General features: G+C 27.0%; 25 protein-coding genes and 1 tRNA gene. 8 read left to right on the top strand and 18 right to left on the bottom strand.

What is annotated here, in order from left to right:
* Positions 1-42: 42 nt before the first annotated feature.
* Together rpoH and ftsY are read right to left on the bottom strand one after the other, a co-directional pair.
* Positions 43-900, bottom strand: coding sequence for an RNA polymerase sigma factor RpoH (rpoH, locus tag AB4W64_RS00140; protein WP_367678046.1), 858 nt, complete (start codon positions 898-900; stop codon positions 43-45).
* Between the two features lie 183 nt (positions 901-1,083).
* Complete coding sequence (gene ftsY, locus AB4W64_RS00135; RefSeq protein WP_367678045.1) at positions 1,084-2,274, bottom strand: signal recognition particle-docking protein FtsY; 1,191 nt, start codon at positions 2,272-2,274, stop codon at positions 1,084-1,086.
* Between the two features lie 129 nt (positions 2,275-2,403).
* Between ftsY and rsmD the strand changes: the two genes are divergently transcribed.
* The 3 genes from rsmD (at position 2,404) to dnaC (ending at position 4,294) form a co-directional block, all read left to right on the top strand.
* Positions 2,404-2,976: a 16S rRNA (guanine(966)-N(2))-methyltransferase RsmD gene (rsmD, locus tag AB4W64_RS00130; protein ID WP_367678044.1), complete on the top strand. Its 573-nt coding sequence runs from the start codon at positions 2,404-2,406 to the stop codon at positions 2,974-2,976.
* A gap of 83 nt (positions 2,977-3,059) precedes the next feature.
* Complete coding sequence (gene dnaT, locus AB4W64_RS00125; RefSeq protein WP_367678043.1) at positions 3,060-3,554, top strand: primosomal protein DnaT; 495 nt, start codon at positions 3,060-3,062, stop codon at positions 3,552-3,554.
* Positions 3,554-4,294, top strand: a complete 741-nt coding sequence (dnaC, locus tag AB4W64_RS00120) for a DNA replication protein DnaC (RefSeq protein WP_367678042.1) — start codon at positions 3,554-3,556, stop codon at positions 4,292-4,294. Before dnaT ends, dnaC begins: the two co-directional genes overlap by 1 nt.
* 17 nt (positions 4,295-4,311) lie before the next feature.
* On the opposite strand, the gene efp is transcribed toward dnaC, so the two are convergent.
* Positions 4,312-4,881: an elongation factor P gene (gene efp / locus AB4W64_RS00115; RefSeq protein WP_367678041.1), complete on the bottom strand. Its 570-nt coding sequence runs from the start codon at positions 4,879-4,881 to the stop codon at positions 4,312-4,314.
* A 25-nt stretch (positions 4,882-4,906) separates the two neighbouring features.
* On the opposite strand from efp, the gene epmB reads away from it, so the two are divergent.
* Positions 4,907-5,917 (top strand): EF-P beta-lysylation protein EpmB, encoded by a 1,011-nt coding sequence (gene epmB, locus AB4W64_RS00110; RefSeq protein ID WP_367678040.1) that lies wholly within the window; start codon positions 4,907-4,909, stop codon positions 5,915-5,917.
* A gap of 129 nt (positions 5,918-6,046) precedes the next feature.
* Here epmB and groL read toward each other — a convergent pair whose 3' ends face one another.
* Entirely contained in the window at positions 6,047-7,693 is a 1,647-nt protein-coding gene (groL, locus tag AB4W64_RS00105) for a chaperonin GroEL (RefSeq protein WP_367678039.1), read from the bottom strand.
* 51 nt (positions 7,694-7,744) lie between these two features.
* Positions 7,745-8,035, bottom strand: coding sequence for a co-chaperone GroES (locus AB4W64_RS00100; protein ID WP_367678038.1), 291 nt, complete (start codon positions 8,033-8,035; stop codon positions 7,745-7,747).
* Between the two features lie 230 nt (positions 8,036-8,265).
* On the opposite strand from AB4W64_RS00100, the gene AB4W64_RS00095 reads away from it, so the two are divergent.
* Positions 8,266-8,338 (top strand) — tRNA-Phe (locus AB4W64_RS00095).
* Between the two features lie 18 nt (positions 8,339-8,356).
* Here AB4W64_RS00095 and mnmE read toward each other — a convergent pair.
* From mnmE to rpmH, 4 genes are all read right to left on the bottom strand, one after another.
* On the bottom strand, positions 8,357-9,718 hold the full coding sequence (gene mnmE, locus AB4W64_RS00090; protein WP_367678037.1) for a tRNA uridine-5-carboxymethylaminomethyl(34) synthesis GTPase MnmE: 1,362 nt from the start codon (positions 9,716-9,718) through the stop codon (positions 8,357-8,359).
* Between the two features lie 85 nt (positions 9,719-9,803).
* Complete coding sequence (gene yidC, locus AB4W64_RS00085; RefSeq protein ID WP_367678036.1) at positions 9,804-11,393, bottom strand: membrane protein insertase YidC; 1,590 nt, start codon at positions 11,391-11,393, stop codon at positions 9,804-9,806.
* Positions 11,394-11,576: 183 nt separating this feature from the next.
* Positions 11,577-11,924, bottom strand: a complete 348-nt coding sequence (rnpA, locus tag AB4W64_RS00080) for a ribonuclease P protein component (RefSeq protein WP_367678035.1) — start codon at positions 11,922-11,924, stop codon at positions 11,577-11,579.
* 12 nt (positions 11,925-11,936) lie between these two features.
* Positions 11,937-12,080, bottom strand: a complete 144-nt coding sequence (rpmH, locus tag AB4W64_RS00075; RefSeq protein ID WP_158356321.1) for a 50S ribosomal protein L34 — start codon at positions 12,078-12,080, stop codon at positions 11,937-11,939.
* Between the two features lie 458 nt (positions 12,081-12,538).
* Here rpmH and dnaA point away from each other — a divergent pair, with 458 nt between their 5' ends.
* The 3 genes from dnaA to gyrB all read left to right on the top strand — a co-directional run bounded on the left by dnaA (position 12,539) and on the right by gyrB (position 17,487).
* Complete coding sequence (gene dnaA, locus AB4W64_RS00070) at positions 12,539-13,897, top strand: chromosomal replication initiator protein DnaA (RefSeq protein WP_367678034.1); 1,359 nt, start codon at positions 12,539-12,541, stop codon at positions 13,895-13,897.
* A gap of 4 nt (positions 13,898-13,901) precedes the next feature.
* The gene (dnaN, locus tag AB4W64_RS00065; protein WP_367678033.1) at positions 13,902-15,002 is read left to right on the top strand and encodes a DNA polymerase III subunit beta; all 1,101 of its coding nucleotides are present in this window, start codon (positions 13,902-13,904) and stop codon (positions 15,000-15,002) included.
* A gap of 73 nt (positions 15,003-15,075) precedes the next feature.
* Positions 15,076-17,487 (top strand): DNA topoisomerase (ATP-hydrolyzing) subunit B, encoded by a 2,412-nt coding sequence (gene gyrB / locus AB4W64_RS00060; protein WP_367678032.1) that lies wholly within the window; start codon positions 15,076-15,078, stop codon positions 17,485-17,487.
* A 73-nt stretch (positions 17,488-17,560) separates the two neighbouring features.
* Here the strand turns inward: gyrB and AB4W64_RS00055 are convergent, their stop codons facing one another.
* The 9 genes from AB4W64_RS00055 to mnmG all read right to left on the bottom strand — a co-directional run bounded on the left by AB4W64_RS00055 (position 17,561) and on the right by mnmG (position 26,222).
* Positions 17,561-17,974, bottom strand: coding sequence for a F0F1 ATP synthase subunit epsilon (locus AB4W64_RS00055; RefSeq protein ID WP_367678031.1), 414 nt, complete (start codon positions 17,972-17,974; stop codon positions 17,561-17,563).
* Positions 17,975-18,004: 30 nt separating this feature from the next.
* A complete protein-coding gene (gene atpD / locus AB4W64_RS00050) occupies positions 18,005-19,405 on the bottom strand; it encodes a F0F1 ATP synthase subunit beta (protein WP_367678030.1) in 1,401 nt (466 codons plus the stop codon).
* 26 nt (positions 19,406-19,431) lie between these two features.
* Positions 19,432-20,304, bottom strand: coding sequence for a F0F1 ATP synthase subunit gamma (gene atpG / locus AB4W64_RS00045; protein ID WP_367678029.1), 873 nt, complete (start codon positions 20,302-20,304; stop codon positions 19,432-19,434).
* Positions 20,305-20,339: 35 nt separating this feature from the next.
* A complete protein-coding gene (gene atpA, locus AB4W64_RS00040) occupies positions 20,340-21,878 on the bottom strand; it encodes a F0F1 ATP synthase subunit alpha (protein ID WP_367678028.1) in 1,539 nt (512 codons plus the stop codon).
* Between the two features lie 14 nt (positions 21,879-21,892).
* Positions 21,893-22,426: a F0F1 ATP synthase subunit delta gene (locus AB4W64_RS00035; protein WP_367678027.1), complete on the bottom strand. Its 534-nt coding sequence runs from the start codon at positions 22,424-22,426 to the stop codon at positions 21,893-21,895.
* Positions 22,426-22,911: a F0F1 ATP synthase subunit B gene (locus tag AB4W64_RS00030; RefSeq protein ID WP_367678026.1), complete on the bottom strand. Its 486-nt coding sequence runs from the start codon at positions 22,909-22,911 to the stop codon at positions 22,426-22,428. The genes AB4W64_RS00035 and AB4W64_RS00030 overlap by 1 nt, the downstream gene beginning before the upstream one ends.
* A gap of 122 nt (positions 22,912-23,033) precedes the next feature.
* Complete coding sequence (gene atpE / locus AB4W64_RS00025; protein ID WP_367678025.1) at positions 23,034-23,273, bottom strand: F0F1 ATP synthase subunit C; 240 nt, start codon at positions 23,271-23,273, stop codon at positions 23,034-23,036.
* A 38-nt stretch (positions 23,274-23,311) separates the two neighbouring features.
* Positions 23,312-24,136 carry a F0F1 ATP synthase subunit A gene (gene atpB, locus AB4W64_RS00020; protein ID WP_367678024.1) on the bottom strand — a complete coding sequence of 275 codons (825 nt, stop codon included), beginning with the start codon at positions 24,134-24,136 and terminating at the stop codon, positions 23,312-23,314.
* Between the two features lie 199 nt (positions 24,137-24,335).
* Positions 24,336-26,222 carry a tRNA uridine-5-carboxymethylaminomethyl(34) synthesis enzyme MnmG gene (gene mnmG / locus AB4W64_RS00015; protein WP_367678023.1) on the bottom strand — a complete coding sequence of 629 codons (1,887 nt, stop codon included), beginning with the start codon at positions 26,220-26,222 and terminating at the stop codon, positions 24,336-24,338.
* Between the last annotated feature and the right edge of the window lie 249 nt (positions 26,223-26,471).

Raw genomic sequence — 26,471 nt, 5'->3', positions numbered from 1 at the left:
TATTATTACATCTAGTTTAATAGATCTCATTATTTTTTATAGCTATTTTTCTATAGCTATTCTTAATTTTTTCATAGCATTTTTTTCTAATTGTCGAACACGTTCAGCAGAAATACCATAATTATTTGCTATATTTTGTAAAGTATTTTTTTTATTAGTATCTAACCAACGAGCATGAATGATATCACGACTACGTTCATCTAATCCTAATAGTGCATCGCTAAGTTTATTAGTAGCATGTTCTTCCCAATTATCTTGTTCAACTCCATTAGCAAAATTAGATTTTTTATCGTGCAGATATTGCATAGTAGTATTATTTTTTCCATCTATAAAATCATCTTCAGGTAACGGATTAAAAACAACATCTTGAGCTGACATACGAGATTCCATTTCTCTTACATCTTTACTACTAACACCTAATTCTTTGGCAACTATTTTGATTTCTTCTTCGTTAAACCAACCTAATCTTTTTTTGGTTTTTCTTAAATTAAAAAATAATTTTCTTTGAGATTTTGTAGTTGCTACTTTTACAATACGCCAGTTTCGTAAAACATATTCATGTATTTCAGATTTAATCCAGTGTACAGCAAACGAGACTAAACGTACTCCTATTTCTGGATTAAATCTCCGTACAGCTTTCATTAATCCTATATTACCTTCTTGTATTAAATCAGCTTGCAGTAAACCATATCCTGCATAATTACGTGAAATATGAATTACAAAACGGAGATGAGATAAAATTAAAGTTTTTGCGGCGTCTAAATCACTATTATAACGTAAACGTTTAGTGAGTGATTGTTCTTCTTCAATTGATAGCATTGGCCATAAGTTAGCTATTCTAATATAAGCATCTAAATTACCTGGTGGTGTTACAGATAAAATCTGTACTTTATTAATCATTTGAATTCCCGCATCAACGAATTATGTTTACTAAATTATGAATATGTGGGATACTTTTATAATACTTTAATTAAGAGTATAAATCAAAGATTTATATGAATTAATTTTATTAAAAAAATATTTTTTTTATTTTAAATAGATTAATAAATACGATAAAAAATCGAATAATTATAAAATAATACATTATATTTCATTAAATATAGCCCGAATAAACTCTTTGCTATTAAAAACACCTAAATCTTGAGTTTTTTCACCAATTCCAATATAGCGAATAGGAATATTAAATTGATCAGATAATGAAAAAACTACACCTCCCTTAGCTGTTCCATCTAATTTAGTAATCACTATACCAGTAAGATTTAATGCCTGATGAAATATTTCTGTTTGTTGTATTGTATTTTGTCCATTACAAGCATCAACAATTAACATTTTTTCATGTGGAGCAGCAGGATCTATTTTTTTTATAACTCTAACTATTTTTTTTAATTCTTCAATTAAGTGTAATTTATTATGTAATCGCCCTGCTGTATCAATAATTAAAATATCTTTTTTTTTCGATTTTGCCGACTTTAGTGCATCAAACACGACTGCTGCAGGATCAGAACCAGTACGCTGTGCGACTACTGGTATATTGTGTAATTTACCCAATGTTTGTAATTGTTCTATTGCTGCAGCTCTAAATGTATCTGCGGCGGCCAATATAACAGATTTACCTTCTAATTTATATTTTTGTGCTAATTTAGCAACTGTTGTTGTTTTTCCTGTTCCATTAACTCCAACAACCAAAATAACAAAAGTCATATGATCAGATATTTCTAAAGGTTTTTCAACGTTTTGCAAAATAGTATACATATTTTTTTTTAATACACAGTATACTTTTTCTGAATTTTTTAAATCTTGACGATTTACATCTTTAATTAAATTGCTAATAATACGATTAGTAGTATTAATTCCAATATCAGCAAGTAACATTTTTTCTTCTAATTCTTCAAAAAGCGCGTTATCAATTTTTTTTGATAAAAAAATATGATTAATTCCATCACCAAGAAAATTTTTTGTTTTTTTTAAACTTTTCTTTAAACGTGTAAAAAAATTCATTTTTTTCTGCTGATCTTTCTCTAAATTACTACTTAAATTCTCAATTACATCTTTTTTCTCTATAATTTCTTCTTTTGGAATTATAACATTTTCAGAAATACATATATTTGTATTGCTCTCAAGATATTCTTTTTTTTGATTTGCTATTATATCATTAGATAAAGTATTATCATTTTCTATTTTTTCTTGATTATTCTTTTTTATATCTAATACCTTATTCTTTCTTATTTTAGAATTTAACCAAGAAAAAAAACCGTTTTTTTTTTCATTTTTCATATTATTTGCCTTATTCTTTGTACAATAAATATTGTTTTTTATTAAAAATGTTATAAAAATAAAATATTTATTTAACTTATCATTAATAATAAAATAAATTATATCACTAACACAATTAATCTAAATAAAATGAACAATTATTTTTTTAAAAAAAAAGGTAAAATTTATATTATTTCTGGAAAATTAAAAGGTAGAAAAATATCCTTTAGCAATTTTTTAAACCTACGTCCTACTACTAATCGAATACGTGAAACATTGTTTGAATGGTTATCAAAATATATTAAAAACTCAAGATGTCTCGATTGCTTTGCTGGTAGTGGAGCACTAGGATTCGAAGCTATATCCCGCAATGCTGAATTTTTAACTTTACTAGAAATAGAAAAAAAAACAGTTTCTATTCTTCAAAAAAATATTAAAAAATTGAATATAAATAATTTAGAATTAATACATACGAATACTTTTCATTGGTTAAAAAAAACCGGAAAACCATATGATATAATCTTTATTGATCCACCTTATTATCAAGGATTAATTCAAAAAACTTTAATTTTATTAGAAAACAAAAAATGGGTTAAAAAAAACTCTCTTATTTATATAGAAAAAGAAAAAAGTCAAGATTTAATCTTGCCAAAAAACTGGATTTTATATAAAAAAAAAAATACAAAACACATAGAATGTTATCTCTACATCTTTAAAACATAAAGTAAACGATTATTAGAGTAATTTACATTTAAATATCTCATATTATATAATAATTAATATACATTGAAAAAGGTAAAAAATTTATGAAAATTCTACTTTCCAACACTGTAACACTTAATTTATTTTGCAAAAATCCTCTTCCAATACTAGAAGCATCAAAAAATGGAATTGTGGAAGTTTTACGAGATGATTCTACTGTATTTTATGCAGTCACTCCAGGTGTTTTACAAAAAATATTTGATATTGAATATAATGTATCATATGAAGATTCTATAAAAAAAAATACATATGAAAAATTTTCAATGCATGACAAATGGACTCCTGATAAAGATTTTGTTCGTAAATCCGCACTGTGGGGAATTATATTACATGAAGAAATATCAGAATCAGAACTAGCATCCTTTATTTCTTATTGGAAAGCTGAAGGTTGTTTTTTCCATCATATACAATGGCAACAAAAATTTGCTAGAAGTTTGCAAAAAACTAGATCTTATAATCAATTTTCACAAAAAAAACGAGATATCACTTATATTCCAACACCTGATAAAACAATACCAAGTGGATTTAGAGGTAAATAATGACATTCCACACTGAATTTTTTAAAAGACTACAGCGTCTTATGCCTAATAATATTAAACCAAAATTTGATAATGATGAAGATCTATTAAATTGGAATCAAGAACAAGGTAGACTATCCTCTGAATCTATATTGCGCGAAAATAAAGCAATGAAAATGCAACGTGTATTAGGAAGATCTGGAATTCGAGAACTTTATATGAATTGCTCATTTGACAATTATAAAATTGAACACGATGGTCAAAGAAAAGTACTAAAAGCATCAAAACGCTATGCAGAAGAATTCAATAAAAATATTGCTAGTTTTATTTTTTCAGGAAAACCAGGTACAGGTAAAAATCATTTAGCATCAGCTATAGGTAACTATCTAATCCTACACGGAAAAAGTATTTTAATTGTAACAGTCGCTGATTTGATGTCGAATATGAAAGGAACATTTAGCGGTACTAGTAATATTACTGAAGAAAATTTATTACATAATCTTAGTAGTGTTGATTTATTAATGATTGATGAAATTGGCATGCAAACAGAATCACGTTATGAAAAAGTTATTATTAATCAAATAGTAGATAGACGATCATCATCTAAACGTTCTACTGGAATGTTATCTAATTTAGATCATAAAGGTATGAAAAATTTACTAGGTGAAAGAGTGATTGATAGAATGCGTTTGGGTAATAGTTTGTGGCTAACTTTTGAATGGGACAGTTACAGACAATACGTTAAAGGTAATGAATACTAAAATACATCTAAAATTTTTTATTTGATTCTAGATACATATTCACCAGATCTAGTATCAACTTTAATTAATGATCCAACTTGAACAAAAAGAGGAACTCTTACAACAGCACCTGTGCTTAAAACAGCTAATTTAGTTATTCCAGCATTAACTGTATCACCTTTTAAAGTTGCTTCTGTTTCTATAACTTTGATTTCTACAAAAGTATTAGGTGTAATAGAAATTGGTTGATTATTCCATAAAGTCACAACACATGTATCTTGTTCTAATAACCATTTTTTATGAATACCAATAATTTTTTTTTCTACTGATAATTCTTCAAAAGTATTATTGTTAATAAAATACCAAAAATAACCGTCATTATATAAATAAGATAATGTATATTCTATAATATCAGCTATCTCTAAAGAATCTGTAGATTTAAAAGTTTTTTCTATTAACTGTTTCGTTAACAACTTTCTTAATTTTACACGAACAAAAGCCTGACCTTTTCCAGGTTTTACAAACTCACTAGATTCTATTAAACAGGGTTCATTTTCAAATATAATTTTACAACCTGAACGAAAATTGTTGCTGTGATATACTATCATGTAAACCTCTCTTGCTATAAAATATATGAAACAAATAACAACAAAAAATATAATTAAAAAAGATAAATGGTTATATGAATTATCTAACTCTATTACTGAACCTAAAAAATTATTAAAAATACTAAATTTAGAAAATTATCCTGAATATTATCAATATAAATCAAATACACTTTTTCCATTTCGTGTACCGCATTCTTTTATATCAAGAATGCAAAAAAATAATCCAAAAGATCCATTGTTATTACAAGTAATTATAAACAATCAAGAATTTTTAAATTCTTCAAAATATATCAATGATCCTACACAAGAAAATAAAAATATTGTTTTGCCTGGTTTATTACATAAATATCATGATCGAGTACTATTACTCGTTAAAACAAATTGTGCTATTCATTGTAGATATTGTTTTCGAAAATATTTTCCATATGAACAAAATCAAGGTGGAAAAAAAAATTGGATTAAATCACTTTTATATATACAAAAAAATACAAATTTAAATGAAGTCATTCTTTCAGGTGGAGATCCATTAATAGCAAAAGATCACGAATTATCATGGCTAATTAGATCAATATCTCAAATACATCATATAAAAAGACTAAGAATTCATACTAGATTACCTGTTGTTATTCCTAACCGTATAACATCTGGTCTTTGTAAAATATTTACTCAATCTTCTCTGAAGATTATTATAGTAACTCATATTAATCATCCACAGGAAATAAATAGCAACTTAAGCAAAAGTTTATTAAAATTAAAAAAATCTGGTGTAATTTTACTTAATCAAAGTGTTTTATTAAAAAATATTAATGATGATCCTTCTGTTTTAGCAGAATTAAGTAATCTTTTATGTCAAAATAACATTCTTCCATATTATTTACATCTTTTAGATCAAGTTACTGGTGCTATGCATTTTTCGGTATCATGTAACAAAGCAAAATCTATTATGGAAAATTTAATGAAAATGATATCAGGATATCTTGTCCCAAAATTAGTTTACGATACTGGTTCTAAAAACAATAAATTACTTATTATTTAAAAACATTATAGCTTTAATCACCATTCAACATTGCTTAAAAAAAAATAAAAAACTTTCCTCAGAATGATTTAATCTGAGGAAAGATATTTTTAGATTAATTTAAAATAATTCTAATAAAAAAATCATTTATTACATCATTCCGCCCATTCCGCCCATTCCGCCTGCAGGAGAAGAACTAGAATCAGAAGATTTATCTTCTTTTGGCAAATCAGTTACCATACATTCTGTCGTAATCATTAAACCAGCAACAGAAGCAGCATATTGTAAAGCAGAACGTGTTACTTTTGTAGGATCTAATATACCAAAATCTATCATATCACCATATTCATCAGTAGCCGCATTATAACCATAGTTACCTTTTCCATCTTTTACGTTGTTAGTAACTACGGAAGGTTCTTCACCTGAATTTGAAACTATTTGACGTAATGGAGCTTCCATTGCACGTAAAGCTACTCGAATACCTACATTTTGATCTTCGTTTTGACCACGTAAATTAGATATTTTTCCTGCTACTCGAACTAATGCAACACCACCACCAGCAACAACACCTTCTTCTACAGCAGCACGCGTTGCATGTAATGCATCTTCAACACGAGCTTTCTTTTCCTTCATTTCTACTTCTGTAGCAGCACCTACTTTAAGTACTGCAACTCCTCCTGATAATTTAGCTAAACGCTCATTTAATTTTTCTTTATCATAATCAGAAGTAGCTTCTTGAATTTCTTGACGAATTTGACTAATACGACTTTGAATCGTATGTTTTTCTCCAACACCACCAATGATCGTAGTAGTATCTTTGCTAATAACAACACGCTTCGCTTGACCTAAATCTTCTAAAGTAGATTTTTCTAATTCCATAGCTAATTCTTCAGAAATTACAGAACCGCCAGTTAATATAGAAATATCTTGTAACATTGCTTTACGACGATCTCCAAATCCAGGAGCTTTTACTGCTGCTACTTTTACAATACCTCTCATAGAATTAACTACTAATGTAGCTAACGCTTCACCTTCTAAATCTTCTGAAATAATTAATAAAGGTTTTCCTGATTTTGCAACAGATTCTAATATTGGTAACATTTCTCGAACATTAGATATTTTTTTATCAGCCATTAAAATATATGGATTTTCTAATTCGACAATACCTGTTTCTGGCTTATTAATAAAATAAGGAGATAGATACCCTCGATCAAATTGCATACCTTTAACAACTTCTAGTTCATTTTGAAGCCCTGTACCTTCTTCAACTGTAATTACTCCATCATTACCAACTTTTTCCATTGCTTCCGCAATCAAAGCTCCAACTTTTTCATCAGCATTAGCTGAAATAGTTCCTACTTGTGTAATAGCTTTAGAATCAGAACATGGTACAGATAAATTTTTTAATTCTTCTACAGCATTAATAACAGCTTTATCGATTCCACGTTTAAGATCCATGGGATTCATACCAGCTGCTACTGCTTTTAAACCTTCATTTACAATAGATTGTGCTAATAATGTTGCTGTTGTCGTACCGTCTCCTGCTGCATCATTTGCTTTTGATGCAACTTCTTTAACCATTTGAGCACCCATGTTTTCGAATTTATCTTCTAATTCAATTTCACGAGCTACTGATACGCCATCTTTAGTAATACTAGGTGCTCCAAAAGATTTATCTAGAACAACATTTCTGCCTTTGGGCCCTAAAGTTACTTTAACTGCGTCTGCTAATACATTAACTCCACGAAGCATTTTAATTCGGGCTTCGTTTCCGAATTTTACATCTTTAGCAGCCATTTTAACATTCCCTTAAATAAATTTTTCAATGGATATATAGCATATAGTTTATTATTCAACAATTGCTAAAATGTCACTTTCAGTTAAAATTAACAACTCTTCGTTATCAATTTTTTCTGTTTTTGCACCATAACCTTCATTAAAAATAACAGTATCACCAACTTTAACGTCTAATGGCTTAATATCTCCATTATCTAAAACACGACCTTTACCAACAGCAGTTACTGTACCTCGAGTAGATTTTCCTGCAGCAGAACCTGTAAGCACAATACCACCTGCAGATTTTGCTTCCACTTCTTGACGCTTAACCAGCACACGATCATGCAACGGACGAATTTTCATATGATAATACTCCTGTCAATAATCTTGCTTAATTATTTTAAAAAAATTATTTTTTAATCTAATATGTTCTGTTACTTTTAAATATAGGGTTCTTTATTAAAACTTTCAAGGGTAAACATTATTTTTTTATTTTTTATTTATAATAAAATTTATTATCTTTTTATAAATCAACTATAAATCACTAAAAAATATTGACAATACTTCATGTTTGATGATTTAATATAAAAAAAGCCCGGATAGCTCAGTCGGTAGAGCAGGGGACTGAAAATCCCCGTGTCGGTGGTTCAATTCCGCCTCCGGGCAAATTCAAAGTTAAAAATATTATTTTCCAATACAAAAACTAGAAAAAATACGTTTCAATAAGTCATTAGAAGTAAAACGACCCGTAATCTCACCTAAAAATCTATGCATTATATTCAGTGAATCAGCTAATAATTCAACGTTTTTAAATAATTTCCAATTTTTTTCAGCTTCTAAAAACTCGTTATATGCCAAATCAATTTGATTAATATGACGCCTACGAGCAATAAAAACTCCTTCTTTATTACTATTGATAGAAATATTTACAATATGTTTAAGTAAAATATCAACACCTTGACCTGTACGAGCTGAAATGTTAATAAATGAAAACTTTCCTATTTTTTTAATACTGTATTTATCTTTCACTAAATCATTTTTGTTCAAAACAAAAGTTATTTTAATATTATTATCAGAAACATTTTTTACGAACTCGTCACATATTTTTTTTTGTTCTGATTTAATCATTGTTTTATCAATAACAAAAAGAACATGATCAGATTTTCTAATTACTTCCCAAGCACGAATAATACCAATACGTTCTATTTTATCATCTGTATTACGTAAACCAGCAGTATCAACTAATTGACAAGAAATACCATTAATAATAATATTTTCGTAAAGAAGATCTCGTGTAGTACCTGGAATATCAGTTACGATAGCTCTTTCACAACATGATAACATGTTTAATAAACTAGATTTTCCAGCATTAGGAGGGCCAACAATTACTATTTTTTTCCCTTCTTTTAACAAACTTCCTTGTGAAGTTGTTTTTTTTATTTCGATAAATTTGTCATGCAATTCTATAAATTTTTTATAAATTAAATTTTGAAAATCAATCTCAACATCTTCGGAAAAATCAATACTCAATTCTATATTAGTACGAAAATCAATAAGTACTTCTATCAATTTTCCAATGTGAGTAGAAAAATCTCCTTGCAAAGAATTTAAGGATGCACGCATAGACAACTCTGTTTCTGCATTAATTAAATCATCTATGGCTTCTGCTTGAATTAAATCCATTTTTCCATTTAAAAATGCACGTTCAGAAAATTCTCCTGGTTTAGCCATTCTTACTTCTTTATGGATAGATAAAATTCTTTTAATCAGTAAATCCATAATTAGCGGACTACCATGACCTTGTAATTCCAATACATCTTCACCTGTAAATGAAAAAGGACCAGGAAACCATAAAGATATACCTTGATCTAAAACTGTAGCATCGTGATCTAAAAATTTTGAATAAGTGGCAAACCTTGCTAGAGGAATCTTACCTAAAATCTCGAAAGCTACCATTTTTGCTTGAGAACCAGATATTCTTAATATTCCGACAGCACTTTTTCCCGGAGAAGTCACTTGCGCAATAATAGTCTCATTAAGAATCATAAAATTTTTTTCTTACATAATAAATATTTAAAATTTAAGGATTGATGATTTTTTTATAATCCTAAAGATAAAATCTTTTAGATAATTAGTTTTTTAAATTAGAAAAAATAAACTTTTGTTGTATAATAGTAACTAAATTACTAATTATGTAATATAAAACTAATCCTGAAGGAAACCATAAAAAAAAGACTGTAAAAATAATGGGCATAAAATTCATAATCTTTTTTTGAAAAGGATCAGAAATATTATTAGAAGACGTCTTTTGAATAAAAAACATTGTTAAACCCATTATTATGGGTAATACATAAAATGGATCTTGACTAGACAAATCATGAATCCATAATAAAAAAGGAGAATGGCGTAATTCAACAGAACCTATAAGCATATAATAAAGAGATAAAAAAACTGGCATTTGAATAAAAATAGACAAAAAACTACTTAATGGGTTAATTTTTTCTTTTTTATATAACATAATCATCTCTTGACTAATACGTTGTTTATTATCTGCAAAAGATTCTTTTATTTCTTTTATTTTTGGCTGTAATGCACGCATTTTTGCCATAGAAATATACTGCGATTTTGTCAAAGGATATATTATTATTTTCATAATAAAAGTAATGAGAATAATAGAAAAACCCCAATTTCCTACAATATTATACAAAATAGTTAACAATTGAAATAACGGTTGAGATAGAAACCATAACCAACCATAATCTACTGTTAAATCTAAATTTGGTGCTACTAATTTCATTTCTTTTTGTATTTCAGGACCAATCCATAACTTTGATTTTATAAGAGATTTTGAATGCGGAGCAACAGTGATAGAAGGAGATGTATAACCAATTGCTGCAACACCATTATCTGGACTAGAAGTATATATCGTATTTTGACCTATATTATTAGGAATCCATGCAACAGCAAAATACTGTTGTAACATTGCCACCCATCCATTCTGCGTTACAATATGTAAATTTTTATTATTAGCAATAGTATCAAATTTATATTTTTCATATTTATTATCAATACTAGAATAAGCTGCACCACGAAAAGTTTGAAGAGCAAAATTTCCACTATAAATATCACGTTTTTTAGGCAATTTGATCGTTTGTTTAATTTGACCAAACATATTCATATACAACGTGTTTTTACTCGAATTGTCAATATTATATTCTACTTCAACATCGTATCTATTGGGTTTAAGAATGAAAGTTTTAGTGTAAATTACACCATTTTCATTGTTCCATGTTATTGGCACACGTAATTCTTCTTCATTTTCATCTAATTCAAAAAAATTTTTATCAGAAAGATATAGCGGTCTACTATTATGCGTTGAACTATCTGGACCGTCTTTTCCAATTAATCCACTTTGCGCTTGATAAACAAAATCAGATGTAGTTTCAAGTAATTTAAAAGGTTTAGATGAATGTAATTTTTCCTTATATATAAGTAAATTAGCTTCTTCTATATCTCCTCCATACATATTTACTAATAAACTAACCACATTATTTTTAATAACAATTTGGCTTTTATGTTTTTTTTTATCAATAAAATGAAAAGTTGGTTCTATTTTTTCATTTTTTTTATCATATAAAAATGATTGATTTTGCCATGCTTGCCAAAGTAAAAAAGAAACAAATAAAAAAGCTAAAATAAAAAAATTGCGTTGTACTTCCATAATTAATATTCACTATTATCTTTAATATTTTACGGTAAACAATTATATCTCTCTACTAAAAAAAATTACTTTAATAAAAAATAAATCGTTAAAATTATATCAAACTAAAATAATGTATTATAAAAACATTAATTTAATAACATGCACTACAAGATAGTTTTTTCAACTAATGCAAAGATAAAATTATCTATAATAATGCGCCCACAAACTTTTTAAAATATTTATTATATTTTTATTACTTAGATTAAGAATATTTTTTTTTGCTATAACAATAAAATCCATAAAAATTAATTTATGCTGTAATAAACGAAAAGTTTCTCGAACTAATCTTTTAATTAAATTTCGATTATGAGAATTCTTAATATTTTTACGAGGTATGCTTAAACCTAATCTAGGATATTTTAATAAATTAAAACGTCCTAAGATACTTATTTCTAAGGTATTTTTTGTACAAGGATTACTAAAAACATATTGAAAATTTATAGAATTTGATAATCGTGATTTTTTTTTAAAAAAATAATTCAACATCATACTATAAACCTATTATTTACTAGAAACTGTTAAACGTGTTCGCAATTTAGCACGTCTACGTGATAAAATATAACGACCATTTTTTGTTGACATACGAATTCTAAATCCATGTGATCGATTACGTTTTAATACTGACGGTTGGAAAGTTCGTTTCATTTTAATATTTACCTAATAATTTTTATTAATATAATTTATCAAATTTACTTTTGACAAAAGTAAATACTCTTAATCACATAGTCAATTAATTTTTTTAAAGATTTGATTAATCCAGTGAGTCTTTTTTATTATGTCTATAATTATAAAACAGATTTTAAATTAACTTATCTAAAAAAATATTTTTAATATTGTATTCTGTTATTATAACTATATTTACATTTATGAAATAAATAGTACATCTAAAAATCACTTCTTTAGATATATAAAAATATCTCAATAATATATTACATCCTTTTGCGTTATACTCACCCATCTTAGATTGTATAACTTTTAATGTAAAAAAATATAATTTTATGTAAATTATTTACATAAAATTATGTATATCAAAATAAATATATAAAAAACAATAATTTTCCAAATTTTATTTTTTATTAATTTTTGTTCGATTGGAGTCTACTGTGTCACTTTGTATTTGGAAACAGTGTCTTGACCGGTTACAAGATGAGCTACCAACCACAGAATTTAGCATGTGGATACGCTCTCTGAAAGCTAAAATAAACAATAACATATTAGAAATATATGCTCCAAATAAATTTGTTTTAGATTGGGTACAAGATAAATACTTAATTCACATTAAAACAATACTGCAAGACTTTTGTGATTCTAATATTCCATTAATAAAATTTAACATATATCAGAATTCTAAAGAAAAAAATTTTGAAAAAGATATTTCGAATAACTCTAATGATAAACAATCAATCTGGAATGAGATACCAGTGTTTACAAAATCATCTTATCGTTCCAATATTAACAAAAAACATAATTTTGAAAATTTTATCGAAGGAAAATCTAATCAACTTGCACGTGCTGCAGCATCTCAAGTAGCAAACAATCCTGGAAACTCTTATAATCCATTGTGTTTATATGGTGGTACAGGATTAGGAAAAACACATCTACTTCATGCTATAGGAAATGGAATTTTAGCATATAAATATGACATTAAAATTATCTATATGCATTCTGAACGTTTTGTACAAGATATGGTAAGAGCACTACAAAACAATGCAATTGAAAAATTTAAATTATATTATCGTTCTGTTGATGCATTATTAATTGACGACATTCAATTTTTCGCTAACAAAGAGCGCTCACAAGAAGAATTCTTTCATACTTTTAATGCTTTATTAGAAGGTAATCAACAAATTATTTTAACTTCAGATCGTTATCCCAAAGAAATAAACGGAGTTGAAGATCGTCTTAAATCAAGGTTTGGATGGGGTCTTACTGTTGCTATCGATCCACCAGAACTAGAAACTAGAGTAGCAATTCTTATAAAAAAAGCTGATGAAAATAATATCGCATTATCTGATGAAGTTGCTTTTTTTATTGCAAAACGATTACGTTCTAATGTACGTGAATTAGAAGGTGCTCTTAATCGAGTAATTGTTAACGCTCATTTTACCCATCGTGCTATTACTGTAGATTTGGTTCGTGAAGCACTTCGAGATATACTAACTTTACAGGAAAAACTTATCACAATTGATAATATTCAAAAAACAGTGGCAGAATATTATAAAATTAAGGTAGCAGACTTATTATCTAAAAGACGTTCACGTTCAGTAGCTCGACCTAGACAAATGGCAATGGCAATGGCAAAAGAGTTAACTAATCATAGTCTACCTGAAATTGGAGACGCTTTTAGTGGAAGAGATCATACAACAGTATTACATGCATGTCGTAAAATCGAACAATTACGAGAAGAAAGTCATGACATTAAAGAAGACTTTTCAAATTTAATTAGAACTTTATCAGTGTGATTATATGAAATTTAATATTAAAAAAAATATTTTAATTAAACATTTACAAAAAATAAATCGGTTAATTGTTAAAAATACTTCATTTCCTATTTTAGAAAATATATTAATAACAATGAAAAATGGAATTTTATCATTAACAACAACTAATTTAGAAATAGAGTTAATTTCTAATATTAAAATATCCACAAAATATACACCAGGAACTACAACAATTTCTGGTCGAAAAATTTTAGATATTTGTCGAAATTCTTCAGAATCATCAGAAATTCAAATGCAATTAAATAAAAATAAAATGCATATTATTTCTCATAACAGCAATTATATATTAACTACTTTACCTGCTGATAACTTTCCTAATCATAATGATTTGGATTGTATTTCTGATTTTTTTATATCTTCAGACATTTTGAAAACAATGATAGAAAAAACTCAATTTTCTATGGGTAAACAAGATGTACGATACTATTTAAACGGTATGTTATTAGAAAAAAATAATACATCATTATACACTGTAGCTACAGATGGATATCGCTTAGCTATGTCACGAACCCATTTAGAAAAAGATATAAATTTTTTTTCAGTAATTATTCCAAGAAAAGGAATTATAGAATTATATAGATTATTAAACGTTCAACCTCAATTAATACGTATTTTAGTTGGAAAAAATAATATTAGAATATATATAGAAGAATCTATTTTTACTACTCAATTAATTGAAGGAAAATATCCTGATTATAAAAGTATTTTACTTAATACAGAAAACAATCCCATTCTCTTTAATCGCCAATTATTAAAACAATCACTACTACGTGTAGCCATTTTATCTCATGAAAAATTTTGTGGAATAACAATGCATATTAAAAATAATCAAATTAAATTATTTTCTGATAATCAAGAAGAAGAAACAGCAGAAGATAAATTTAATATTAATTACTCTGGTAATACAATAGAAATATCAATTAATGTTTATTATATTTTAGATATATTAAATACTATCACTAGCAATAATATTCTTTTTTTTATAAACGAATATAATAATTCAATTCAAATAAAATCAGAAAATGATGCTTCTACTCTATATGTTGTAATGCTATTAAAATGCTAAAAATTTATTTACAATAATATTCTATTATAAAACTTATTTTTTATAGAATCAAATCATATTCATAGGAATATATATGACAAATGTATACAACTCTTCTAATATTAAAATTTTAAGAGGATTAGATGCTGTTCGAAAACGCCCAGGTATGTACATTGGAGATACAGATGATGGAAGCGGTTTACATCATATGGTTTTTGAAATTGTAGACAATTCAATTGATGAATCATTAGCAGGTTATTGTAAAGAAATAATAATAATTATTCATTCAGATAATTCAGTATCTGTACAAGATAATGGCAGAGGAATTCCTACTGACATCCATCCTGAAGAAAACATTTCAGCTGCAGAAGTGATTATGACAGTATTGCATTCAGGAGGCAAGTTTGATAACTCTTCATATAAAATATCAGGTGGATTACATGGTGTAGGTATATCTGTTGTTAATGCTTTATCAGAAAAATTAGAACTAATAATTTATAAAAACAACAAAAAATATCAACAAATATATAAAAATGGAAAACCAGAAAAACCTCTTTCTGTGATCGGAAAAACCAATATAACAGGTACATATATAAGATTTTGGCCTAGTTATAAAACCTTTACTAATAATATAAAATTTCAATATGAAATACTATCCAAACGATTACGTGAACTATCTTTTCTTAATTCAAACATTTCAATTTATTTACAAGACAACAGAAATAATATAAAAAATCACTATCAATACAAAGGAGGTATTAAAGCATTTATTAAATTTTTAAATATAAAAAAAACAGTAATTCATTCACGCATATTCTATTTTCGATCCACAAAAGATGAAATCGAATTAGAAATTGCAATGCAATGGAATGATTCTCATAAAGAAAACATATTATGCTTCACTAATAACATACCACAAAAAGATGGTGGCACACATCTATCTGGCTTCCGTTCTGGTATGACACGAACATTAAATTTATATATAGAAAGAGAAGGATATAATAAAAAAAATAAAACTACCATAATAGGTGAAGATGTACGTGAAGGATTAACCGCTATAATATCAATTAAAATACCCGATCCAAAGTTTTCTTCTCAAACTAAAGACAAATTAGTATCATCTGAAGCAAGATCAGTTATAGAATCATTAATTAACGAAAATCTTATTGAATATCTTTTAGAAAATCCAACTGATACAAAATCGATTATCCAAAAAATTATCAATGCTGCAAAAACAAGAGAAGCTGCAAGACGTGCAAAAGAAATAAATAAAAAAAAAGGAATACTAGATTTAGGAACTTTGCCAGGAAAATTATCTGATTGTCAAGAAAATGATCCTAAACTCTCGGAAATTTATTTAGTAGAAGGTGATTCAGCAGGTGGTTCTGCTAAACAGGGAAGAAATCGCACAAATCAAGCCATACTACCACTGAAAGGAAAAATATTAAATGTTGAAAAATCAAAATTTGAGAAAATGATTTTGTCTCAAGAAGTTTCTTCACTTATTACTGCATTAGGCTGTGGTATTGGTAAAAATGAATATAATATAGATAAATTAAGATATAATTATATTATTATAATGACAGATGCTGATGTAGATGGCGCACATATTCGTACACTTCTTTTAACTTTTTTTTATCGTCAATTACCTGAATTAATTAAAAAAGGATACATTTATATTGCACAGCCTCCATTATATAAAGTAAAAAAAGGAAAAAAAGAAGAATATATTAAAAATGACGAAGAAATGAATAAATATCAAATTAAAACAGCCTTAAAAGATCTCATTTTAAAAAGTAACAATCATATTAACATTAATCAACATATTAAAAAATTTAAAAAAATGATTACTGAATATAACTCAATTCCCTTAATCATGAAAAAAAACAAATATTATTTTCCAATACAAATATTTAACGAACTAATCTATCATCCTCATTTATATAATTTACAAAACATGACGACAGTACAAAATTGGACAAACACTTTAGTAGAAAAATTAAATCAAAAAGATTGTAATAATAATCATTATTTTGTAGAAATAAAAGAAAACGTTAATAAAAATATATTTGAACCAACTATAAAAATATCTAGATACTCATGTCATGTCAAATACGAATTTAAAGAAGATTTTTTTACAAGTAAAGAATATTTATTAATAACAAATTTAGGTAAAATATTTAATGATCTTTTTAAAAATGAAGTTTTTATAGAAAAAGGAGGACATGTCTATCATATAGATAATATTAAAAATACATTAGAATGGTTGATTAAACAGTCTAAAAAAGGTTTATTTATACAACGCTATAAAGGATTGGGAGAAATGAATCCAGAACAATTATGGAATACAACTATGAATCCAAAAACTAGACACATGTTACAAGTAACTATTCAAGATGCAAGTTCAGCTAATGACTTATTCAATACTTTAATGGGAGATTCTGTAGAACCAAGACGAAAATTTATACAAAAAAACGCTTTAAAAGTAGAAAACATTGATATTTAAAAAAATAGTTCTTAATGGGTTAAATTTCTAAAATAATTGCGGCAGGAAATAACCAGCCGCGAAAAATTATTTTTCATTTAAATTTATCCATCATTTCAAGGACACGTAATTTTGCAATTTGTTTAGAAATTTCTAATAACATTTCATTCTTATTTATTTGAACGTTTTTATTTTGAATATTCTTTTCAGCATTTTTTTTCGCTTGTAAAACAGATTCTTTATCTAAATCAATAGCACGAATAGCAACATCTGACAAAATAGATACAATAGATGGTTGAACTTCTAATATGCCACCTGATATATAAATGCATTCTTCCCTTCCATCATCATGAAAGATATGTATAATACCGGGTTTAATTATACTCAATAACTGAACATGTCCCGGGTAAATACCAAGTTCTCCTTCACTTCCAGATACTCGTATTTTTTTTACTAATCCAGAAAAAATACGTTTTTCAACACTTACAACATCTAAATAAAAATGCATAAAGACATCCTAAATATTTTATAAAAAATATTATAAAGTTTTAGCTTTTTCTATAACTTCTTCAATAGAACCTACCATATAAAATGCTTGTTCCGGCAAATCATCAAATTCTCCTTCTATAATTCCTTTAAAAGCCCGAACGTTATCCTTTAATGAGACATATTTCCCGGGAAAACCAGTAAAAACTTCTGCTACAAAAAAGGGTTGAGATAAAAATCTTTGTATTTTACGTGATCTTGATACTAATAATTTATCTTTTTCCGATAGTTCATCCATTCCTAAAATAGCAATGATATCTTTTAATTCTTGATATCTTTGTAATATTGATTGCACACCTAATGCAGTTTGATAATGTTCTTCACCTACTATATAAGGATCTAATTGACGACTGGTAGAATTTAAAGGATCAATAGCCGGATAAATACCTAATGATGCTATTTGACGACTTAATGTCACTGTAGAATCTAGATGAGCAAATGTTGTCGCAGGTGACGGATCTGTTAAGTCATCAGCAGGTACATAAACAGCCTGCACAGACGTAATTGAACCTTTTTTAGTAGAAGTAATTCTTTCTTGTAGTAAACCCATTTCTTCTGCCAAAGTTGGTTGATAACCAACTGCAGATGGCATGCGTCCTAGTAACGCGGAAACTTCTGTTCCTGCCAAAGTATAACGATATATATTATCAATAAAAAGTAAAACGTCTTTGCCTTCATCGCGAAATTTTTCTGCAATAGTAAGACCTGTAAAAGCAACTCGTAATCTATTACCTGGTGGCTCGTTCATTTGTCCATATACTAAAGAAACTTTATCTAAAACTTTAGAATCATTCATTTCATGATAAAAATCATTCCCTTCACGCGTTCTCTCTCCTACTCCAGTAAAAACTGAATAACCAGAGTGTTCTATAGCAATATTTCGAATTAATTCCATCATATTTACAGTTTTACCTACACCAGCACCACCAAATAAACCAACTTTACCGCCCTTTGCAAAAGGACAAATTAAATCAATAACTTTTATACCAGTTTCTAGTATTTCTTGAGAACTTGCTTGCTCTTGATAGCTAGGAGGAGAACGATGAATTTCCCAATATTCTATGTTAGAATTATTTTTTTTACTTTTTAATAAACCTTTATTATCTATTGTTTCACCTAGTACATTAATAATGCGTCCTAACGTTGCCTCTCCCACTGGAACTTTGATATAATGTCCAAGATCAACGACAACTAAACCTCTTTTTAAACCATCGGAGGAACCCATTGCAATCGTTCGAACTATACCTGCTCCTAATTGTTGTTGCACTTCTAAAATAAGTTTGTATGCTTTGTTTTGCACTTCTAAAGCGTTATATATTTTTGGCACTGAATCTTGATGAAACTCTACATCAACTACGGCACCAATAATTTGGATAATTTTTCCAGTAGCCATTATCGTTTAAAACCTCTAACTGATTTTTAATCACTTGAAACTGCTGATGCGCCTGCAACAATTTCAGTTAATTCTTGAGTAATATTAGCTTGTCGAACTCTATTATATATTAATTGTAGTTCCTTAATTCGATTGCCACTATTATCTGTTGCTGTTTTCATAGCAATCATACGAGCCGCTTGTTCACTTGCTATATTTTCTAAAATACTTTGATATACTTGAGATTCTACATATCTCTTAAATAATATATCTAAAATTAATTTAGAATCTGGTTCATATAAATAATCCCATTTTTTATTACTTATATTTTTTTTTTCTGATCTAGATAAAGGAAGTAATTGCATAATTTTAGGTTTTTGCAACATTTTATTATAAAATTTATTATATGCAATAAAGATTTTGTCTATACGTTTGCATTTATATTCTTCTAATATAACTTCTATAGAAGCAATTAACTTAGTAACATTAGGATTTTCTCCTAAATGACTCATTTTAGAAAGAATTGTAGTACTACATAATTTAAAAAAAGATAAACTTTTTAAACCAAATAAAATCAGATCACAGGGTACATTGATTTGAGTAAATTTTTGAATTTTAAATAATACTTTTTTAAACAAATTAGTATTCAGGCTACCACATAAACCTCTATCAGTAGATACTACAATTATTCCAATACGTTTAATGACTCTATTTTCTAAATAATTATGTTTATATTCTAAATTCCCTTGCACAACATGATCAATCACTTTTCTGATAATATCAGAGTATGGCCGACCTGATTGCATTCTATATTCAGTTTTTCTCATTTTAGATGCTGCAACCATTTCCATAGCTTTAGTAATTTTTTTTGTATTAATAACGCTAATTATCTGATTTCTTATTTCTTTTGTACTTGCCACTATCGTCTCTTTTTTTACTTATTAGAAAAAATTTATTAAAATTGATTTTTTTTAAAATTAGTAATTAATTTTACAAATTGTTCTTTTATATCTGTGTTAAAATTACCTTCTTCATTAATTTTTTTCATTAAATCTGGATAATTATTATACGCGTAAATTAATATTGATTGTTCAAATGTAACAATATCATCAACAGAAATATCGTCAAGAAAATTATTTTCTGCAATAAAAAGTATAAGTGCTTGTGCAGCTATAGAAAAAGGTGAATATTGTTTTTGCTTTAATAATTCTGTAATTTTTTGACCATGATTTAATTGCTTTCGAGTAACTTCATCTAAGTCAGATGCAAATTGTGAGAATGCTGCAAGTTCTTGATATTGAGCTAATGCTGTTCGAATTCCAGAAGATAATTTTTTTATAATATTACTCTGTGCAGCACTACCTACACGAGAAACAGATATACCAGGATTGACAGCAGGACGAATACCTGAATTAAATAAATTTGATTCTAAAAATATTTGACCATCAGTAATAGAAATTACATTGGTAGGAACAAAAGCAGAAACATCACCAGCTTGTGTTTCAATAATAGGTAAAGCTGTAATAGAACCTGTTTGTTGAATATGTTTATTTTTATTGATGTCCTGAATATGCTTTAAAGAAATTCGAGCTGCGCGTTCTAATAAACGAGAATGTAAATAAAATATATCTCCTGGAAAAGCTTCTCTACCTGGCGGTCTACGTAGTAATAAAGAAATTTGACGATAAGCTATTGCATGTTTAGAAAGATCATCATAAACAATTAACACGTCTTTTCCTTGATTACGAAAATATTCTGCCATAGCACAACCAGAATATGGTGCTAAATATTGCAAAGCAGCTGCTTCTGAAGCAGAAGCTACCACTACAATTGTATTTAATAAAGCATTATTTTCTTCTAATTTTTTAACAACATTAATAATAGTAGAAAATTTTTGTCCAATAGCAACATAAATACACTTAATACTAGTTTTTTTTTGATTAATAATTGTATCAATAGCCAGTGCAGTTTTTCCTGTTTGTCTATCACCAATAATTAACTCACGCTGTCCTCGACCAATAGGAATCATTGCATCAATAACTTTATAGCCTGTTTGTATTGGTTGACTAATAGTCTGTCTATCAATTACACCAGGTGCATTAGCTTCTACTGGAAAATAACCATCATTTATTATAGACTCTTTTCCATCAATAGGATCACCTAACGCATTAACAACTCGCCCTAATAAATTAACACCTACTGGAACTTCTAAAATTCTCCCCGTGCACTTCACTTTCATGCCTTCAGTAATATGAATATAAGGCCCCATAACTACTGCACCAACTATATCTCGTTCAATATTAAAAGCAATAGCATATTCATTATTAGGTAATGAAATCATTTCACCTAACATTATATCAGATAAACCATTTATTCTTATAATTCCATCGCTGACAGAAATAATTGTACCTTCATTATAAGATTCGTTAAAAACTTCAAATTGAGCTATTCTTTTTTGAATTAATTCACTGATTTCTGTGGAATTTAATTGCATATATTATATGTCTCTTAAAAATTTAAAGCATCTGATAATTGTTTAAGATAACTTCTAACAGAAAAATCAAAAACAGTGTTATTTACTTTTACAATAATACCGTCAAGTATAGAATTATCAATTTTATATATAAATTTAATTTTACTTAATAAAGATTTTTCTAGTACTCTTCGTATTTTAACAATTTGTTTTTCCTTCAACAGCGATGCTGTTCTTAATTCAACAATTAAAATTTTTTTATGACATGCTTCTAACTGTAAAAATTGTTCTAATATATTTTTCAGAAATTTAAGACGTTGATTTTCAGCTAATAATTTTATTAAATTTTTTACGTTTTCGTTGATTATATCACCAGCAATAGTGATGAAAACTAACGATAAATACTTAGGTGATAAAGATCCTGATAAAAATCTTCTAATCTTTCGACAAGACGCAATCATATTTAGAAAAATTAATATTTCTTTCCATTCTTGAATCGAATTTTCACGAACAGCAATATTAAAAATTGCTGTAGCATAAGGTCTAGAAATAGTATGTTCTAGAGACATTAATATTTTACCTCTGATAAAGAAGCAATTAATTCGTTCACTAAATCTGTATTCTCATTTTTACAAATATTTTTTTTAATAATTTTTTCTGCCATAAAAAAAGATAAATTAACTATCTCTTTATGTAATTTTTTGCGTGCATGCAAAAATTTTATATCAATTTCTGATTGTGTGTTTGTAAGAATTTTTTGACTCTCTTCTAATGCTTTTAATTTAGCATCTTCTAAAATTAACAATTTTTGTCTATTAGCTTCATTAATAATCTTAGATGCTTTTTCTTTTGCTTCTTTAATTTTTTTATCAATTGATTTTTGAATAATACATAACTCTTTTTGAGCTTTTTGAGAATCAATTAACGATTTTTTGATTTCTTTCTGTCTAGTTTCAATAGCTAAAATAATGGGAGGCCAAATATACTTCATACAAAACCAAACAAAGAAAATAAATGATATAGCCTGTCCAAGAATTGTCGCATTAAGATTCACAGTAATGCACCTTTCTGTATTAAAATGAAAATTAATCTTTACGTTATTGTTTAAACAAACGTAAAGATTTTACTCAGTAATCAAAAAAATATTTTTTTTTAAAAAAAAATAAAATAAAAAAATCATGAAATAGCAAAAAGCATATATAAACCTAAACCTACTGCAATCATTGGAATGGCATCCACCAATCCCATTACAACAAAAAACTGTGTTCTTAATAAAGGAATCAAATCAGGTTGTCTAGCAGCTCCTTCTAAAAATTTACCGCCTAAAATACCAATTCCAATTGCCGCGCCAATTGATGCTAGTCCTACCATTAAAGCTACAGCTATATAAAGCATATCAATATTTAAATGTCCCATTTACACACTCCAGTTTTTTAATAAATTCCTAGAATATTTTAATTTTCATGAGATTGTGAAGCCATTGATAAATAAACAATCGTTAAAACCATAAAAATAAAAGCTTGCAATGAAATTATTAAAATATGAAAAATAGCCCATGGCACACTTAATAAACATTGTGACCACCATGGAAGTAAACCTGCAATCAAAATAAAAATCATTTCCCCTGCATACATATTTCCAAAAAGGCGCAATCCTAAAGAAATTGGCTTAGATAATAATGAAACAAATTCTAATATCAAATTAAAAATAAAAAATATAGGATGATTAAATGGTTGTAAAGTAAGCTCCTTTAAAAAACCTATAAATCCTTTCATTTTAATAGTATAAAATAAAATTAAAATCAACACACCAAATGACATCGATAACGTAATATTAATATCAGCAGAAGGCACAATACGCATAGCCGGCAATTTAAATAATTTTTCAGAAACAAAGGGAAACAAATCAATAGGAACTAAATCCATTACATTCATTAAAAAAACCCAAATAAAAACTGTTAATGATAAAGGTGCAATAAGAGCATTTTTACCTTGATACATACTATTCACATTTGTACTAATAAATTCAAAAATTAATTCAATAAAAGCCTGCATCTTACCTGGTACACTCTGAGTGATGCTTCTTCCTACTATATAAAAAATGCTTAAAAAAAAACTTCCTAATATAAAAGAAAAAAGTATTGAATCAATATTTAAAATCCAAAAATGCGAAGAACATGTTCCTGGTGGAACAATTTTAAAATTACATAAATCTATCTGTAAATGATTCAAATGATGACTAATATATTTTTGAGGATCTAATATCTTTTCTAAAATCATAGTTTTTTCTCATTTTTTTATAATTTCAAAAAAGATTATACAATAAAAAAATATTACAAAATTAAAAAATATTTTTTAAAATAATCAAATTAATATTCAATAAACAATTATTATGTATTTTAAATGTATTAAAATCAAACTTTAATTTTTATAAACAATAGAAATATTTAATAAAAATAATCAATCAAATAATTATGTACTATAAAAAATTTTTGTAAGACTCTTTTTTTAAATAAATCAATAAAATTGATATACAGGCTGGTGTAATACCAGAAATTCGTGCTGCTTGACCAATAGAAATAGGTTTATAATTATTTAATTTAGTCGCAGCCTCATTAGATAAACCTTTTATTTTATTATAATCTTCAATAGAAGATAAAAAGGTATTTTCATTTTTAATCTGTCGATTAATTTCTTCTGTTTGTCGTTTAATATAACCTTCATATTTAATTTCATTTTCGATTTGTTCAATTGCTTCTAAATCATAAATTCCATCTTGAAAAACTTCTAAAGATCTCAATTTTTTATACGTGATTTCTGGTCTTTTTAATAATTCGCTAACAAAAGTTTCTTTTGTTAAATGTATATTAAATAATTGACTTAAAACATAAGCATCAGATGATAAAGCATTTATTTTTATTGTCTTTAAACGATTAGTCTCAGTTCTAATATTTAAAATTTTTTCATTATAACGAATCCATCGAGAATCATTTATCAACCCAAGTTTGCGACCAATATCAGTTAAACGCAAGTCGGCATTATCTTCTCTTAATATTAGTCGATATTCAGCTCTTGAAGTAAACATACGATATGGTTCTTTTGTACCTTGTGTAGTAAGATCATCAACTAAAACACCTAAATACGCTTGATCACGTCTAGGAAACCAAGACTCTAAATTCATGGCAGACAATGCTGCATTTAAACCAGCTAGTAAGCCTTGAGAAGCTGCTTCTTCATAACCAGTTGTTCCATTAATTTGTCCAGCAAAAAAAAGACGATTAATTAACTTACTTTCTAAAGTAAGTTTTAAATCTTTTGGATCAAAAAAATCATATTCAATAGCATATCCAGGACTTATAATTTTAGCTTTTTCTAACCCCTTAATAGATCTTACTACTTTTTTTTGAATTTCTAAAGGAAGACTAGTTGAAATTCCATTAGGATAAATTTTAAAACTAGACAATCCTTCTGGTTCTAAAAAAATCTGATGCGCATTTCTATCAGGAAAACGTACAATTTTATCTTCAATGGAAGGACAATATCGAGGTCCTAAACCCTTTAAAAAACCTGCATATATTGGACTTTTATCTAAATTATTACGTATAATCTCATGTGTTTTCTCATTAGTATGTGTCAAATAACATGGTATTTGTTTAGGATGATTTAAAGCACTACCCATAAATGAAAAAACTGGAACAGGTATATCACCATGCTGAACGAACAAACTATTAAAATTAATGCTTTTAATATCAATTCTAGGTGGTGTGCCAGTCTTTAATCTATTAACTCTTAAATCTAATTCTCTAAGACGAAAAGATAAATCTTGAGAGGATTTATCTCCCATTCTACCCGCAGGATAAGTATCAAATCCTATATGAATTTTACCATCTAAGAAAGTACCTGTTGCTAAAACAACAGCTCTAGAATAAAATTCAATTTCATTTTTTGTTGATACACCTATAACAGTATAATTTTTAAAAATTAAATCTTTAACTTCTTCCTCTAAAATTAACAAATTATTTTGTTTTTCTAATATTTTAATTACATTTTTATGATAAAGAATTCTATCAGCTTGAGCCCTAGTAGACCTAACAGCTGGACCTTTTTTAGAATTTAAAATTCTAAATTGAATACCTGAATGATCAATCACCTCAGCCATAATACCACCTAAAGCATCTATTTCTTTTACTAAATGACTTTTACCTATTCCTCCAATAGCTGGGTTACATGACAAAGCTCCTAAATCTGATTTTTTTTGAGTTAATAATAAAGTTTTACAACCCATTCTTGATGAAGCCATAGCTGCTTCCGTACCAGCATGTCCTCCACCAATAACAATTACATCAAAATTTTTTAAATCACACATACAAAAAACCCTTTAAAAAATTCTAAAATTATTTTATATAAATATTAATATTTAGTTAAAGATAACACATGTTAAGATTAAACATAAGAAATTAAAAAAGATGTTTTTGTTTTTTATAATTTATTTATTTAAAAAAAAAAAAAAAAATAATGATATTATTTATTATTATTAGTCAAGACAAAATCTGTGGATAAGTACTCTGTAGTATTGATAATAAAAGAAGTTATTACATTAACTAACTGTGTACAA

The sequence above is a fragment of the Buchnera aphidicola (Brachycaudus tragopogonis) genome, assembly GCF_964059175.1.
GTDB lineage: Bacteria > Pseudomonadota > Gammaproteobacteria > Enterobacterales > Enterobacteriaceae > Buchnera > Buchnera aphidicola_BM.
Note: the sequence above shows the minus strand (reverse complement) of the source record. Positions and strands in the feature narration are given on the sequence as shown.